General features: G+C 72.1%; 15 protein-coding genes. 7 read left to right on the top strand and 8 right to left on the bottom strand.

All coding sequences use genetic code 11. From position 1 onward, the window contains the following. Positions 1-12: 12 nt before the first annotated feature. The 3 genes from ACSURM_RS28120 to ACSURM_RS28110 are packed head-to-tail and all read right to left on the bottom strand — an operon-like array spanning position 13 to position 2,482. A complete protein-coding gene (locus ACSURM_RS28120; protein WP_436958590.1) occupies positions 13-807 on the bottom strand; it encodes an amino acid ABC transporter ATP-binding protein in 795 nt (264 codons plus the stop codon). After that, positions 804-1,637, bottom strand: a complete 834-nt coding sequence (locus tag ACSURM_RS28115; protein ID WP_436958589.1) for an amino acid ABC transporter permease — start codon at positions 1,635-1,637, stop codon at positions 804-806. Before ACSURM_RS28115 ends, ACSURM_RS28120 begins: the two co-directional genes overlap by 4 nt. Further along, on the bottom strand, positions 1,634-2,482 hold the full coding sequence (locus ACSURM_RS28110) for a transporter substrate-binding domain-containing protein (protein ID WP_436958587.1): 849 nt from the start codon (positions 2,480-2,482) through the stop codon (positions 1,634-1,636). The genes ACSURM_RS28115 and ACSURM_RS28110 overlap by 4 nt, the downstream gene beginning before the upstream one ends. Before the next feature lie 138 nt (positions 2,483-2,620). On the opposite strand from ACSURM_RS28110, the gene ACSURM_RS28105 reads away from it, so the two are divergent. From ACSURM_RS28105 to thpD, 5 genes are all read left to right on the top strand, one after another. Continuing rightward, entirely contained in the window at positions 2,621-3,721 is a 1,101-nt protein-coding gene (locus tag ACSURM_RS28105; RefSeq protein ID WP_436961200.1) for a pyridoxal-phosphate-dependent aminotransferase family protein, read from the top strand. Positions 3,722-4,045: 324 nt separating this feature from the next. Beyond that, positions 4,046-4,564 (top strand): diaminobutyrate acetyltransferase, encoded by a 519-nt coding sequence (gene ectA, locus ACSURM_RS28100; RefSeq protein ID WP_436958586.1) that lies wholly within the window; start codon positions 4,046-4,048, stop codon positions 4,562-4,564. Positions 4,565-4,577: 13 nt separating this feature from the next. Beyond that, complete coding sequence (gene ectB, locus ACSURM_RS28095; RefSeq protein ID WP_436958585.1) at positions 4,578-5,849, top strand: diaminobutyrate--2-oxoglutarate transaminase; 1,272 nt, start codon at positions 4,578-4,580, stop codon at positions 5,847-5,849. Positions 5,850-5,945: 96 nt separating this feature from the next. Further along, positions 5,946-6,350: an ectoine synthase gene (locus ACSURM_RS28090; RefSeq protein WP_436958584.1), complete on the top strand. Its 405-nt coding sequence runs from the start codon at positions 5,946-5,948 to the stop codon at positions 6,348-6,350. Between the two features lie 6 nt (positions 6,351-6,356). Then, on the top strand, positions 6,357-7,250 hold the full coding sequence (gene thpD, locus ACSURM_RS28085; protein ID WP_436958583.1) for an ectoine hydroxylase: 894 nt from the start codon (positions 6,357-6,359) through the stop codon (positions 7,248-7,250). Between the two features lie 52 nt (positions 7,251-7,302). Here the strand turns inward: thpD and ACSURM_RS28080 are convergent, their stop codons facing one another. After that, complete coding sequence (locus ACSURM_RS28080; RefSeq protein WP_436958582.1) at positions 7,303-8,364, bottom strand: alkene reductase; 1,062 nt, start codon at positions 8,362-8,364, stop codon at positions 7,303-7,305. Positions 8,365-8,507: 143 nt separating this feature from the next. Here ACSURM_RS28080 and ACSURM_RS28075 point away from each other — a divergent pair, with 143 nt between their 5' ends. Then, positions 8,508-9,071, top strand: a complete 564-nt coding sequence (locus tag ACSURM_RS28075; protein ID WP_436958581.1) for a MarR family winged helix-turn-helix transcriptional regulator — start codon at positions 8,508-8,510, stop codon at positions 9,069-9,071. Here the strand turns inward: ACSURM_RS28075 and ACSURM_RS28070 are convergent. The 4 genes from ACSURM_RS28070 to ACSURM_RS28055 form a co-directional block, all read right to left on the bottom strand. After that, a complete protein-coding gene (locus ACSURM_RS28070) occupies positions 9,020-10,081 on the bottom strand; it encodes an aminotransferase class V-fold PLP-dependent enzyme (RefSeq protein WP_436958580.1) in 1,062 nt (353 codons plus the stop codon). The genes ACSURM_RS28075 and ACSURM_RS28070 overlap by 52 nt on opposite strands. A gap of 118 nt (positions 10,082-10,199) precedes the next feature. After that, positions 10,200-10,919: a DsbA family oxidoreductase gene (locus ACSURM_RS28065; protein WP_436958579.1), complete on the bottom strand. Its 720-nt coding sequence runs from the start codon at positions 10,917-10,919 to the stop codon at positions 10,200-10,202. Positions 10,920-11,093: 174 nt separating this feature from the next. Next, complete coding sequence (locus ACSURM_RS28060) at positions 11,094-11,819, bottom strand: dienelactone hydrolase family protein (RefSeq protein WP_436961199.1); 726 nt, start codon at positions 11,817-11,819, stop codon at positions 11,094-11,096. A 259-nt stretch (positions 11,820-12,078) separates the two neighbouring features. Further along, a complete protein-coding gene (locus ACSURM_RS28055; protein ID WP_436958578.1) occupies positions 12,079-13,077 on the bottom strand; it encodes a GlxA family transcriptional regulator in 999 nt (332 codons plus the stop codon). A 49-nt stretch (positions 13,078-13,126) separates the two neighbouring features. Here ACSURM_RS28055 and ACSURM_RS28050 point away from each other — a divergent pair, with 49 nt between their 5' ends. After that, positions 13,127-14,503, top strand: a complete 1,377-nt coding sequence (locus ACSURM_RS28050; RefSeq protein WP_436958577.1) for an MFS transporter — start codon at positions 13,127-13,129, stop codon at positions 14,501-14,503. Positions 14,504-14,509 lie beyond the last annotated feature (6 nt).

Here is a 14,509-nt window from a genome sequence, read left to right as displayed (position 1 = left end):
CACCCTAACGGCCTACGGCTTCGGCTTCCCCACCTGGTCGGAGGTCTCCTCCTCCACCTCGGCCATCGCCGGGTCCAGCAGCCGGGACAGGAAGTGCCGGGTGCGTTCGTGGCGGGGGGCGCCGATGACCCGCTCGGGGCTGCCGTCCTCGACGATCACCCCGCCGTCCATGAAGACGACCCGGTCGGCGACCTCGCGGGCGAAGGTCATCTCGTGGGTGACGACCATCATCGTCATGCCCTCCCGGGCGAGCATGCGCATCACGGCGAGGACGTCGCCGACCAGCTCGGGGTCGAGCGCGGAGGTCGGCTCGTCGAAGAGCATCACCTCGGGGCCCATGGCGAGCGCGCGGGCGATGGCGACGCGCTGCTGCTGGCCGCCGGAGAGGGAGGACGGGTAGGCGTCCGCCTTCTCGGACAGGCCGACCCGGGCCAGGTTCTCGGCGGCGGTCCGCGCGGCGGTCGCCTTGTCCCGCCCGAGGACCCGGCGCTGGGGCAGCGTGAGGTTCTCGGTGACGCTCAGGTGCGGGAAGAGGTTGAACTGCTGGAAGACCATGCCGATGCGACGGCGTACGGCGTCGATGTCGACGTCCGGGTCGGTCACCTCGGTGCCGCCCACGAACACCTGGCCCTTGGTGGGCTCCTCCAGCAGGTTCACGCAGCGCAGCAGCGTCGACTTGCCGGACCCGGAGGGGCCGATGACACAGACGACCTCGCCCTGGCCGATCTCCAGGTCGATGCCGCGCAGCACCTCGTTGTCGCCGAAGGACTTGTGCAGCCCCCGGACCTCGATCTCCGGACGGCTCACCGGATCGCCTCCTGGGCCTTGGTCTCCATGCGGCGCACGACGAGGCTGAGCGGGATGGTGACCAGCAGGTAGCACAGGCCCGCGACCAGGATCGGCGTGGAGTTGGCGGTCGTGCTGGCCAGGTCCCGGCCGAACTTGGACAGTTCGCGTTCCTCCAGGGTGACGCCGAGGAACAGCACCAGCGAGGAGTCCTTGAACAGCAGGACGAGTTCGTTGGTCAGCGGCGGCAGGATGATCCGGAACGCCTGCGGGATGATGATCGAGACCATGGCCTTCGCCGGCGAGAAGCCGAGCGAACGGGCCGCCTCCATCTGTCCCTTGGGCACGGCCTGGATGCCGGCGCGGATGGTCTCGGCCATGTAGGCGGCGGAGACCAGGCCGAGCGCGAGGGCGACCTTGCCGTAGGTGCCGCCGGGGATCTCCGTGCCGGGGAACGCGAGCGGCACGGCCACGCCGACGAAGATGAAGATCAGCAGGGCGGGCAGGCCGCGGAAGATCTCGATGTAGATGCCCGCCAGCCAGCGGTAGGGGCCGACGGAGGACAGCCGCATCAGCGCGATGACCATGCCGAGGACCAGCCCGACCACGAAGCCGGACAGCGTGTAGAGCACGGTGTTCTTCAGCGCCAGCGTGATGACGTCCGGGAACATCTGCCCGGCGATGTCGGCCTGGGCGAACTGGTTCCGCAGCCGGCCCCAGTCGGCCGTGACCGCGAAGGCGATCACGGCGGCGGCGAAGACGGCGTACTGGGCGCCCCGCGACAGGGTGCGCTTCTGCCGCCGGGTCAGTCCCTTCTTCTTCGGCTGGAGAGCTGTGTCCGTGTCGGTCATGAGGCGGCGGGAGACGCGACGGAGGCGTCGTACGGGCCGATCCACTTCTCGTAGATCTTCTTGTAGGTGCCGTCGGCCTTGGCCTGCTTGAGGGCCTTGTCGATGGCGTCGCGCAGCGCCGTGTTGCCCTTCTTGACGGTGAAGCCGTACTCCTCGCCGGTCTTGAGGTTGTCGACGACCTCGAACTTGTCCGCGGTGGCCTTGTCCTTCAGCCAGCCCTGGACCACCGGGTAGTCGATGACGACGGCCTTGACCTGGCCGGTGCGCAGGCCGTTGAGGACCGCGTCGGAGGACTCGAAGGAGATCGGGTCGTAGCCCTTCTCCTTGACGTAGTCCTCGCCGGTGGTCTGCGCCTGGGCGCCGAGCTTCTTCCCCTTGGCCTTGACGTCGGCGAGCGAGGTGATCCCGCTGTCCTTGGCGACGAGGACGGCCTGGGTGGCCTCGAAGTACGGGGCGGAGAAGTCGACGTTCTTCTTGCGCTCGTCGGTGATGGTCATGCCGGCGGCGGCCAGGTCGCACTCCCCCGAGTTGAGGAAGGCGCCGGTCTTGAAGTTCTCGAAGGGCGTGTCGAGGATCTTCTGCTCGACGCCGAGGTCCTTGGCGACGAGGTCGATCAGGGCGACGTCGAAGCCCTGCACCTTGCCGTCGACCTCCGACTGGAACGGCGGGTACGGGAGGTGGGTGCAGGTGGTCAGCTGTCCCGCCTTGGCCAGGTGGACGCCCTTGACGGTGGTCTTGCCGCTCCCCCCGCCGTCGTCCGAGGAGCAGCCGGCCACGAGCGCGAGCCCGGCCGTCACGGTGATGGCTGCCAGAGCACGGGTCCGGCGCCCGAGGAGCGTTGTCATGGGGGGAATCTCCCGGTAGGGAACGTTGGGTTCCGATTATAAGGAAAAGTTTGAGCCCCTCAAATCAAACCCACGGTAACGGAGGCGTTGCACCTAAGATCGAGAGAATCGACTTCCCGTATGAAGAGAGAGCACGCCGTGACCCACCCCTTCCTCGATCTGCCCCCGCTGAGTGCCGAGCGCTTCGCCGCCATCGAGGACGGCGTGGCCCGGCTGCTGGACACCCGGCAGGACGTCCTGATCACCCAGGGCGAGGCGCTGCTGCCGCTGGAGGGCGCGATCCGCGCGGCGGCCGGTCCGGGCACGGTGGCCCTGAACGTGATCACCGGCCCGTACGGCCAGACCTTCGGCGACTGGCTGCGGGACGCCGGCGCCACGGTGCACGACCTCTCCGTCCCCTTCCACACGGCGGTGACCGCAAGGCAGATCCGGGAGGCGTTCGCCGAGCACCCGGAGATCGACTTCGTGTCGCTGGTGCACGCGGAGGCGGCGACCGGCAACACCAACCCGGTCGCCGAGATCGGCGAGGCGGTACGGGAGCAGGGTGCCCTCTTCTATCTGGACGCGGTGGCCTCCGTGGGCGCGGAACCGGTGCTGCCGGACGCCTGGGGCGTGGACCTGTGCGTGATCGGGGCGCAGAAGGCGATGGGCGGCCCGGCGGGGGTGTCGGCGATCTCGGTGAGCGAGCGGGCGTGGGCCCGGATGGCCGCCAACCCGAACGCCCCGCGCCGCTCCTACCTGTCCCTGCTGGACTGGAAGGAGCGCTGGATCGACGCGGGCCGCAAGGCGCTGCCGCACGCGCCGGCCCAGCTGGAGATGCTGGCGCTCCAGGCGTGCCTGGAGCGGATCGGGTCGGAGGGGCTGGAGACGGTGATGGCCCGGCACCGGAGCGCGGCGCGGGCCGCGCGGGCGGGCGCGGTGGCGCTGGGCGGGGGCCTCGAACCGTACGTGTACGAGGAGCGGGACGCGGCGCCGGTCGCGACGACGCTGCGAGTGCCGTCCGGCGTGGTGGCGTCGCGGGTGGTGGCACGGGCCCTGGAGAGCGACCCGGCGCTGCCGCTGGCGGCCGGCGGCGGGGCGCTGGCCAAGGAGATGATCCGGGTCAACCACTACGGCCGGGACGCGACGCCGGGCGCGGTGCAGGGCTCCCTGGCGGCGCTGGGCGCGGCGCTCGCGGAGCAGGGCCTGACGGTCGATCCGGCCGCCGCCCGCCGGGCCGCGGAGGACGCCTGGCACTGAGGTCCGTTCGCCGTTCCCGGGGGCTCCGCTCCCGGGAACTTTTTTATGCCCGGACGTTATCGAAACCCACTCCATTTCGTTTTCACAATTCCCGCCGATTCGGCGGGCGATAGCTTCCCATCTTCTTCTGCCCGCTTTTTGCAGAGCTAAACAGGCGAGTTTTCCGGCAGGTTTCTCCGGCATTTCGGGCTGTGACACACTCCACAGCGATTGAGATTTGTACCGATTTTCCCGGGTGCATTACGGACATACTTCATCACCGCCGAGACGGCTCCCCAGCGGCTCCCGTGCATTTTCGAATTCACCTCGCTAAATTCGTGCCGCATGACCGCCGCACCCGCAGACCTGCTCATCGAACGTCCGGCGACCAGCGACGGAGCCGCGCTCTGGCGCATCGCCAAGGAATCGAAAACCCTCGATCTGAACTCCTCCTACAGCTATCTGCTGTGGTGCCGGGACTTCGCCGGCACCTCGGTGGTGGCCCGCGGCGCGGACGGGGAGCCGGTCGGCTTCGTCACCGGTTACCTGCGGCCCGGCCGTCCCCGCACCCTGCTCGTCTGGCAGGTGGCCGTCGACGCCGCCCACCGGGGCTGCGGCATCGCCGCCAGGCTGCTGGACGGGCTGGCCGGACGCCTCGTCGCCGAGCGCGGCATCACCGAGCTGGAGACCACCATCACCCCCGGCAACACCGCCTCCGAGCGCCTGTTCACCTCGTTCGCCGAGCGGCACGGCGCACGGGTCAGCCGCGAGGTGCTGTTCCCCGCCGACCTGTTCCCGGGCGGCTCGCACGACCCCGAAGTCCTCTACCGCATCGGCCCGTTGACCGAGTCCACCGCCCTCTGAGGAGCGATTCACCGTGACCATCACCCAGCCCGACCTGAGCGTGTTCGAAACCCTCGAATCCGAGGTACGCAGCTACTGCCGCGGCTGGCCCACCGTCTTCGACCGGGCCCGGGGCAGCCGGATGTACGACGAGGACGGCCATGCCTACCTCGACTTCTTCGCCGGCGCCGGATCACTCAACTACGGCCACAACAACCCGGTACTGAAACGGGCGCTGCTCGACTATCTGGAACGGGACGGCGTCACGCACGGCCTGGACATGTCGACCACGGCCAAGCGGACCTTCCTGCGGACCTTCCAGGACCTGGTGCTGCGCCCGCGGGACCTGCCGTACAAGGTGATGTTCCCGGGGCCGACGGGCACCAACGCGGTGGAGTCCGCGCTGAAGCTGGCGCGGAAGGTGAAGGGCCGCGAGGCGGTCGTGTCGTTCACCAACGCCTTCCACGGCATGTCGCTGGGCTCGCTCGCCGTCACCGGCAACGCCTTCAAACGGGCCGGCGCCGGCATCCCGCTGGTGCACGGCACGCCGATGCCCTTCGACAACTACTTCGACGGCACCGTCCCGGACTTCCTGTGGTTCGAGCGGCTGCTCGAGGACCAGGGCTCCGGACTGGACAAGCCCGCCGCCGTCATCGTGGAGACCGTGCAGGGCGAGGGCGGCATCAACGTCGCCCGGCCCGAGTGGCTGCGCGCGCTGAAGGAACTGTGCGAGCGGCAGGACATGCTGCTCATCGTCGACGACATCCAGATGGGCTGCGGCCGTACCGGCGCCTTCTTCTCCTTCGAGGAGGCCGGCATCACCCCGGACATCGTCACCGTCTCGAAGTCGATCAGCGGCTACGGCCTGCCCATGGCGCTCACCCTGTTCCGGCCCGAGCTGGACGTGTGGGAGCCCGGCGAGCACAACGGCACCTTCCGCGGCAACAACCCCGCCTTCGTCACCGCCACCGCCGCCCTGGAGACGTACTGGACCGACGGCTCGGCCATGGAGAAGCAGACCCGCGCCCGCGGTGAGCAGGTCGAGCGGGCGCTGATCTCCATCACCGAGGAGAACCTCGCCGACGTGAAGGAGTACCGCGGGCGCGGGCTCGTGTGGGGCCTGGAGTTCCACGCGAAGGACCGGGCCGCGCGGGTCGCCCGGCGCGCCTTCGAACTGGGGCTGCTGATCGAGACGTCCGGCCCCCAGGGCGAGGTCGTCAAGCTGCTGCCCGCGCTCACCGTGACCCCCGAGGAACTGGACGAGGGCCTGAGCGTCCTCGCCCGCTCCGTCCGCGAAACCGCGTGAAGACCGCGTGAAGACCGCCTAGAGAACGCCTAGACAACGCCTAGGGACCGTCCGCCAACCGCCTGGCCAGGCCGGGCAAGGAGGAAGAGCACCACCGTGATCGTCCGATCGTTCAAGGAGATCGAGGGCACCGACCGCCATGTGAAGGCGGCGTCGGGCACCTGGGAGAGCAAGCGGATCGTCCTCGCGAAGGAGCGGGTCGGCTTCTCCCTGCACGAAACGATTCTGTACGCCGGGACGGAGACGTCGATGTGGTACGCCAACCACATCGAGGCCGTCGTCTGCACCCGGGGCGAGGCGGAACTCACCGACCACGAGACCGGCGAGACGCACACCATCACGCCCGGCACCATGTACCTCCTCGACGGGCACGAGCGGCACACGCTGCGCGTCAAGGAGGACTTCCACTGCCTCTGCGTGTTCAACCCGCCGGTCACCGGCCGGGAGGACCACGACGAGAACGGCGTCTACCCCCTGCTCACCGAGCCCGAGGAGGTGTGAGAACCCATGACCACCGCCACCGTGAAGGATCTCTACCCGACCCGCGGCACCGCCGAGGTGACCGTCCCCCGCCAAGACCCAGTCGTCTGGGGCGCCCCGGACACCCCGGGGCCGATCGCGACGGCCGACCTCCAGCGTTACGAGCGGGACGGCTTCCTCGCCGTCGACCAGCTGATCACGCCGGACGAGGTCGAGGTCTACAAGCGTGAGCTGGACCGGCTGGTCTCCGACCCGGACGTGCGCGCCGACGAACGCTCCATCGTGGAGCCGAAGTCGAAGGAGATCCGCTCGGTCTTCGAGGTGCACCGGATCAGCGAGGTGTTCGCGAACCTGGTGCGCGACCCGCGCGTGGTGGGCCGCGCCCGCCAGATCCTCGGCTCGGACGTGTACGTCCACCAGTCCCGGATCAACGTCAAGCCGGGCTTCGGCGCGAGCGGCTTCTACTGGCACTCGGACTTCGAGACCTGGCACGCCGAGGACGGCCTGCCGAACATGCGGACGGTGTCCGTCTCGATCGCGCTGACCGAGAACCTCGACACCAACGGCGGCCTGATGATCATGCCGGGTTCGCACCGGACGTTCCTGGGCTGTGCCGGTGCCACGCCGAAGGACAACTACAAGAAGTCCCTCCAGATGCAGGACGCGGGCACCCCGTCCGACGAGGCGCTGACCGCCCTGGCGAGCGAGCACGGCATCCGCCTGTTCACCGGCAAGGCCGGCTCGGCGACCTGGTTCGACTGCAACTGCATGCACGGCTCGGGCGACAACATCACCCCGTACCCGCGCAGCAACGTGTTCATCGTGTTCAACAGCGTGGAGAACACGGCGGTGGAACCGTTCGCGGCACCGGTGCGGCGGCCGGAGTTCATCGGGGCGCGGGACTTCACGCCGGTCCGCTGAGCCCATCCGCGAGGGCCTCCGCGCACCGCCCGGAGGCCCTCGCGGCGCGTGGTCACAGCGCCGGGTAGTCCGTGTAGCCCTCGGCTCCGCCGCCGTAGAAGGCCGCCGGGTCCGCCGGGTTGAACGGGCCGCCGGTGCGGAGGCGGGCCGGGAGGTCGGGGTTGGCGAGGAACAGCCGGCCGAAGGCGATCAGGTCGGCCGAGCCGTCCTCGATCAGGGCGAGGGCGTCCGGGCCGGTGGGGCCCTCGGTCGCCGGGTTGAGGACGAAGGCCCCGCCGAAGCGCTTGCGCAGCACGGGCGTCAGGGCGCGGAAGTCCGCGCTCTCCATCACGTGCAGGTAGGCGAGGCCCAGCGGCTCCAGCGCGTCGAGCAGCGCGGTGTACTCCGGCTCCGGCTCGGGTTCCTCGATGTCGTTGAGGGGATTTCCCGGGGAGATCCGCAGGGCGGTGCGGCCGGGGCCGATCGCCTCGGCGACGGCCCGGACGGCCGCCACGGCGAAGCGGACGCGGCCGGCCACGGATCCGCCCCAGCCGTCCGTGCGCCGGTTGCTGCCGGGCGCCAGGAACTGGTGGATCAGATAGCCGTTGGCGCCGTGCAGTTCGACCCCGTCGAACCCGGCCTCGACGGCGCCCCGGGCCGCCGCCGCGAATTCCGCGAGGGTGACGTGGATCTCCGCCTCGGACAGTTCCCGGGGCGTGACGAAGTCCTTGGGCCCCTGGTGGGTGTAGACCTGGCCGCGCGCCGCCACCGCCGAGGGGGCGACGTTGACCAGGCCCCCGGGCAGCAGGTCGGGGTGGCCGACGCGGCCGGTGTGCATGAGCTGGGCGAAGATCCGGCCCCCGGCGGCGTGCACGGCGTCGGTCACGGCACGCCAGGCGGCGACCTGCCCGGCGGTGTGCAGGCCGGGGGTGTCAGGGTAGCCCTGGCCGGCGGCCGAGGGCTGGATCCCCTCGGTGACGATCAGCCCGGCCGAGGCGCGCTGGGCGTAGTACTCGGCGGTCAGGGCGGTGGGCAGTCCGCCGGCGGCGGCCCGGCTGCGGGTCATCGGCGCCATGGCGATGCGGTTGGCCAGCCGCAGGCCGGGGAGGTCCACGGGGTCGAAGGCGGTGGTCACGGTAGCCCCCAAGAGGTTTTAGTTGGTCGGCCAAGTAGCTCGACATGGACACCTTAACCCATTAATTGGTCGACCAATCAAATGTCGGTGAGTACGCTTCGGGACCGTACGGACGGGATCTACGAGCAGCGCGGGAGCCACCCATGGACGCCAGCAACGACCCGGCGACGGCGGACGCCGCCCGGCACTCGCGCGGCGAGCTGCCCGCCGCCGCCCGGGGCGGTCCGGTCGGGCACGCGCTGAGCCGGGTGGCCCGGCTGCACCGCACGGCCGCCGCCGGACTGCTGCGCGGGCTCGGCCTCTACCCGGGCCAGGAACTGGTGATGATGCACCTGTGGGAGCGCGGCCCGGCCCGGCAGTCGGAGCTGATCCGGCTGCTCGGGCTGGACCCGTCCACGGTGACGAAGATGCTCCAGCGGCTGGAGCAGGCCGGCCATGTGCGGCGGCTGCCGGACCCGGCGGACCGGCGCGCGGTGCTCGTGGAGGCCACGGAGTCCGGGGCGCGGCTGCTGGACGAGGTGGCGCGACTGTGGAGCGCGCTGGAGGAGGAGAGCTTCGCCGGGCTGACGCCCGCCGAGCGCGGGCAGCTGCTGGCGCTGCTCGGCCGGGTCGAGGCCAATCTGTGCGCGTCGGCCGCGCGGGAGGACCGGGACGGTCAGGCGGACAGCGCGGCCAGCAGGCGGTCCACGTCCTCGGGCGTGTTGTAGAGGTGGAAGGCCGCGCGCAGGTTGCCCGCGCGGTCGGATACCTCGATGCCCGCCGCGCTCAACTCCTGCTGCCGGGCGCCCAGTTGAGGCACCGAGACGATCGCCGAGCCGGGGGCCGGCACCGGTTCGTGGCCGAGCGCGGCGAGCCCCGTACGGAACCGGTCGGCGAGCGCGGTGTCGTGGGCGTGGATCACCGGCACGCCCAGTTCCTCGACGAGTTCGAGGGACCGGCGCAGTCCGGCGAAGGTGAACAGGGCGTGGGTGAGGTCGAACCGCCGCGCAGAGTGGGCGAGTTCGGCCACCGGGCCGTAGCAGCTGTCCCACGGGTGCTCGGCCGCGACCCAGCCCGCGAGCAGCGGGGTGAGTCCGCCGAAGTCCTCGGGCACGGTCAGGAAGGCGGCGCCGTGCGGGCCCAGCAGCCACTTGAAGGCGACGCACGCGGTGAAGTCGTAGGCGTCCGCGTCGAAGGGCAGCCAGCCTGCGGACTGCGAGAAGTCGACGTAGGTGCGGGCGCCGTGGGCGCGGGCGGCCTCGCGCAGGGCGGGCAGGTCGGCGAGCCGGCCGTCGGCGGACTGCGCGGCGCTGACCGCCACGAGCGCGGTGCCCGGCCGGACCGATTCGGCGATCCGCTCCAGCGGGACCGTGCGGACCTTGAGGTCGCCGCGGACGTGGAACGGGTTGAGCACGGAGGTGAAGTCGTCCTCGGCGGTGAGGACTTCGGCGCCCGCGGGCAGCGCGGCGGCGATCACCCCGGTGTGCGCGGCGACCGAGGCGCCGGCCGCGACCCGGGTGGCCGGGACGCCGGCGAGCCGGGCGAAGGCGGCCCGGCTCGCCTCCACGTCCTCGTGCAGCGCGGTCAGCGGCCGGCCCTCGGCCCGCAGCAGCGCCGCCTCGTTCAGGGCGGCGACGGTACGGGCCGGCAGCAGGCCGTTGCTCGCGGTGTTGAGGTAGGCGCCCCGGGGCCGGAACTCGGCGCGGACGAGGCGGTCGAAGGTCTCCGTGGTCTGCATGGGACCACTCTGCGGCCCCCGCATCCGCCCGTCCATTGCGCGATTTCACGTGGTAACCATCAGAAACACTTATACGAGGCCCATGACCTGCGGGTTCCGTCAGCGCCGCCCGCCCGTCTCAGTCCTGTCGCGGGACCGCGCAGCCGTCCGGGCCGCAGGCGTCGCCGTCGCCCTGGCCGACCGGCAGCAGCGGGGAGCGCTCGCCCCACGCCTGGGACAGCGCCTGGGTGAAGACCTCGGCGGGCTGGGCGCCGGAGACGCCGTACTTGCGGTCCAGGACGAAGAACGGCACGCCGGTCGCGCCGAGCTGGACGGCCTCGCGCTCGTCGGCGCGTACCTCGTCGGCGTAGGCGTCCGGGTCGGCGAGCACCGCGCGGGCGGCCCCGGCGTCCAGTCCGGCCTCGGCGGCCAGCTCCACCAGGCGCTCGTCGCCCTCGGCGAAGACGGACCGCTCCTCGGCGAAGTTGGCCCAGTAGAGGACCTGGATCAGCGCGTCCTGCCGGCCGTGCTCCTTGGCGAAGTGCAGCAGGCGGTGCATGTCGAAGGTGTTGCCGTGGTCGCGGTCCCGGGTGCGGTAGTCCAGGCCCTCGGCGGCGGCCTGGGCGCCGAGGTTGTCCTCGCCGGCCTGGGCCTGGGCCTCGCTCATGCCGTACTTCCTGGTCAGCATGGTGATCACCGGCTGCACGTCGCCCTTGGCACGGCCCGGGTCCAGCTCGAAGGAGCGGTGCACCACCTCCACCTCGGCGCGGTGCGGGAAGGCAGCCAGCGCCTTCTCGAAGCGGGCCTTGCCCACGTAACACCAGGGGCAGGCGATGTCGCTCCAGATCTCGACGCGCATGTCTTCCGGCTCTCTTTCCAGGTCGTACGGCCGTGGGGAACCTCCCCGGGCCAAGTACCTGAACGTTCAAGCAGCCTCTGGCATTCCCGGCCGGCCTCGGTCACGGCCCACGCCGGGCCGGCCCTGCCCGGCGCCATCGGCGACGGTCACGGCCCTGAGTCCGGACCGACCGGATCACTCCGTCACGGGCAGGCACTCGCCGAGCAGGCCGACGACGTCCTGCCAGGCGCGCCGCGCGTGCCGCGGGTGGTGGCCGACGCCGGGGCGCACGGTGTGGCCGACCGGCGGGTGGTGGAAGGCGTGCAGGGCGCCGCCGTAGACCGTGAGACGCCAGTCGACGCCCGCTGCCCGCATCTCGGCGGTGAACGCGTCCCGTTGCGCGGGCGACATGATCGGGTCCTCCGAACCGACCCCGGCCCACACCGGGCAGCGGATGCGCGCCGCCTCGCCCGGCCGGCCGGTGATCAGCCCGTTGACCGTCGCGATCGCGCGCAGGTCGACGCCGTCACGCCCGAGTTCCAGCGCGATCGCGCCGCCGGTGCCGTAGCCGACGGCGGCGATCCGGTCGGGGTCGGTGCGCGGTTCGGCGCGCAGCACGTCGAGCGCCGCGTGGCCGATGTCCCGCATCCGGTCGGGGTCGGCGAGCAGCGGCAGGCAGCGGGCCAGCATCTCCTCGGGGTCGTCCAGATAGCGTCCGCCGTGGAGGTCGAAGGCCAAGGCCACGTATCCCAGTTCGGCGAGCGCGTCGGCCCGGCGGCGCTCGACGTCGCTGAGCCCCGTCCCCTCGGGCCCGACCAGCACCGCGGGCCGGGGGCCGGTACCGGCCGGGAGCGCGAGGTGCCCGGTCATCGTCAAACCGTCGGCCTGATACTCGACCGTACGCGTCGTCATCGTCGTCATCGTCGTCATGAGACGGACGGTAGTGATCGGCGAGCCCGGTCCGGCCGGTGTTCTGCCACTGGCAGAACAGCGCGGGCGGCCCTCCGGCCGGCCGCTTCGGGGGCCGGCGGGCGGCGGCCTGCTACGAGGCGTTCGGCCGGGGTCTCCCCGTCGGGCGCCGCGCTTGGGCGGCCGGTCGGTTCGGCGGCGACGGCGAGGTGTTCGCGGCTGTGCCGGGACAGGTCGGTGCCCTGGCCCCAGACCGGGGGTCTTCCCGCCCTCAGGCCACGGCGGGCGTGCCGGACCCGGTCGGGTGGCCGTGCCTGCTGAACTGGGCGCGGTACGCGCTCGGGGTGAGGCCGGTGCGGCGGACCAGGTGGGCGCGCAGGGAGTCGGCGGTGCCCAGGCCGCAGGCGGCGGCCACCTGGTCCATGGGCAGCCGGGTGGTCTCCAGCAGCTCCTTGGCCCGCTCGATGCGCTGGTGCAGCAGCCACTGCAACGGGCTGACCCCGCTCTCGGCCTGGAACCGGCGGGTGAGGGTGCGCACCGAGACACCGGCGTGCCGGGCCAGGTCGGTCAGGGTGAGCGGCTTGTCCAGGTTGCGCATCGCCCAGCCGCGGGTGTCGGCGCAGGCGGTGCCGCGCTCGGGCGGCAGCGGGGTCTGGGTGAACTGGGTCTGCCCGCCGGGCCGGACCGGGGCGACCAGGGCGAGCCGGGCGACCTCGTTGGCGACGGCGGCGCCGTAGTCGGTGCGGACGATGTGCAGGCACAGGTCGATCCCGGCGGCGTAGCCGGAGGCGGTGAGGAACGGGCCGTCCTGGACGAACAGGACGTCACCCTGGAGGTCGATGTCGGGGTGGCGGCGGCGCAGCTCCCCGGCCAGCGCCCAGTAGGTGGTGGCCTTGCGGCCCTTGAGCAGGCCCGCCTCGGCGAGCGAGAAGGCGCCGGAGCAGATGGAGGCGATGCGCTTGCCCGCCGCCGCGGCCTCGCGCAGCGCCTCCACCACCCGCGGGTCCGGCGACAGGGGCCGGCCGGTGCCCGCGACGATCACGGTGTGCGCCTCGCGCAGCGCCTCCAGGCCGTGCGGCACGTACAGGTCCAGCGTGCCGGTGGTGGGCATGGGGCCGGGCTCGGGCGCGCAGATCACGACCTCGTAGCCCGGCTCGCCGTCGACCCGCACCTTGTCGAGGAGCAGCTCGGGGATGGCGAGGTTGAACATCGACACGGGCGGGGACGCGACGACGGCGACACGCAGCATGGCCAGAACCTCCGGATGCATGGCATTCAGGTCACTACTGTAGGCCGGAAATGATCAGCACCATGGCCGCATGCCGAACGGAAAGACTCTGACCAGCCCCGAACTGACCGGCCAACAGGAGGAAAAGGGCGCCGCGCCGGTGCTCACCCTCGTGGCGGCCATCCTCGGGACCGCCCTGATCACCCTGGACTCGACCATCGTGACCGTCGCCCTCCCGGCGATCGGCTCCTCCCTCGGCGGCGGGATGTCCGGCCTCCAGTGGGTGGTGGACTCCTACACCCTCGCCCTGGCCGCGCTCATGCTGTCCACGGGCGCCTTCGCGGACCGCGCGGGGGCGAGTCGCGCGTACGCCCTGGGCATCACGGTGTTCACGCTCGCCTCGGCGGCCTGCGGGCTGGCACCGGGCCTGCCGGCGCTGATCGGCGCGCGAACGGTGCAGGGGGTGGCGGCGGCCGTGGTGCTGCCCGCCTCGCTGGCCCTGGTGCGCCAGGCCTACCCGGATCCGGCCCGGCGCGGCCGGGCGGTGGCCACCTGGGCGGCGGGCAGCTCGACGGCGCTGGCCCTCGGTCCGGTGGCGGGCGGGGTGCTGACCACCTGGTGGGACTGGCGGGCGATCTTCTTCGTCAACCTGCCGCTGGGCGTGGCCGCGCTGGTCCTGCTGGTGCGCGCCCCCCGTTCGGCGCGCCGCCCGGCGCCGCTGGACGTGCCGGGCCAGGCGACGGCCGTGCTCGCCCTGACCGCGCTGACGTTCGCGGTGATCGAGGGCGGTACGGCGGGCCTCGTCTCCGGTGCCGTGGCCGTGGCCGCCGCCGTCGCGTTCGTACGGATCGAGACGCGGCGACCGCACCCGGTGGTGCCGCTCGGCCTGTTCCGCGACCGGACGGTGCGGCTGGCCGTGGCCACCGGGTCGGCGTCCAGCGTGGCGTTCTACGGGATGGTCTTCGTGTTCTCGCTGTTCTTCCAGCAGGTGCAGGGCCGTTCGGCGCTCGCCGCCGGGCTGCTGTTCCTGCCGATGACGGGGCTGATCGCGGGGACGAACGTGGTGGCGGGCCGGCTCGCGGGGCGCTACGGCGCCCGGGTGCCGCTGCTGACCGGTCAGGCGCTCGCGGTGGCGGGCCTGCTGGCCCTGTTCACCGTGGACGCCGGGACCCCGGCCGCGGTGGTGGCCGTGCTGCTGGTGCCGATGGCCGTCGGCGTCGCGCTGGCCATCCCGGCCCTGACCACCGTGCTGCTGGACGCCGTGCCGGCCGAGCGGACGGGGGTGGCCGCCGGCGTGCTCAACGCGGCCCGGCAGGTGTCCGGCGGGCTCGGGATCGCGGTGTTCGGTGCCCTGGTGGACGGCGGTTTCGCCGCCGGACTGCGGGCGAGCCTGACCGTGGCGGCGGCCCTGCTCGCCGTGACGTTCCTGCTGGGCTGCCGCCGGGTCACCGCTCCGGCCGCCCGCTGAACCACC

Origin of the sequence: Streptomyces sp. SudanB182_2057, from assembly GCF_964272715.1 — a bacterium.
GTDB classification, from domain to species: Bacteria; Actinomycetota; Actinomycetes; order Streptomycetales; family Streptomycetaceae; genus Streptomyces; species Streptomyces rubradiris.
This window is presented reverse-complemented; position numbering and strand designations above follow the sequence as displayed.

What these genes read in the sequence shown, in the direction of transcription:
- ACSURM_RS28060 (WP_436961199.1), bottom strand. Translation starts at nt 11,819, where the DNA reads ATGACGACGATGACGACGCGTACGGTCGAGTATCAGGCCGACGGTTTG.
- ectA (WP_436958586.1), top strand. Translation starts at nt 4,046, where the DNA reads ATGACCGCCGCACCCGCAGACCTGCTCATCGAACGTCCGGCGACCAGC.
- ACSURM_RS28070 (WP_436958580.1), bottom strand. Translation starts at nt 10,081, where the DNA reads ATGCAGACCACGGAGACCTTCGACCGCCTCGTCCGCGCCGAGTTCCGG.
- ACSURM_RS28050 (WP_436958577.1), top strand. Translation starts at nt 13,127, where the DNA reads ATGCCGAACGGAAAGACTCTGACCAGCCCCGAACTGACCGGCCAACAG.
- ACSURM_RS28110 (WP_436958587.1), bottom strand. Translation starts at nt 2,482, where the DNA reads ATGACAACGCTCCTCGGGCGCCGGACCCGTGCTCTGGCAGCCATCACC.
- ACSURM_RS28055 (WP_436958578.1), bottom strand. Translation starts at nt 13,077, where the DNA reads ATGCATCCGGAGGTTCTGGCCATGCTGCGTGTCGCCGTCGTCGCGTCC.
- ACSURM_RS28065 (WP_436958579.1), bottom strand. Translation starts at nt 10,919, where the DNA reads ATGCGCGTCGAGATCTGGAGCGACATCGCCTGCCCCTGGTGTTACGTG.
- ACSURM_RS28075 (WP_436958581.1), top strand. Translation starts at nt 8,508, where the DNA reads ATGGACGCCAGCAACGACCCGGCGACGGCGGACGCCGCCCGGCACTCG.
- ACSURM_RS28115 (WP_436958589.1), bottom strand. Translation starts at nt 1,637, where the DNA reads ATGACCGACACGGACACAGCTCTCCAGCCGAAGAAGAAGGGACTGACC.
- thpD (WP_436958583.1), top strand. Translation starts at nt 6,357, where the DNA reads ATGACCACCGCCACCGTGAAGGATCTCTACCCGACCCGCGGCACCGCC.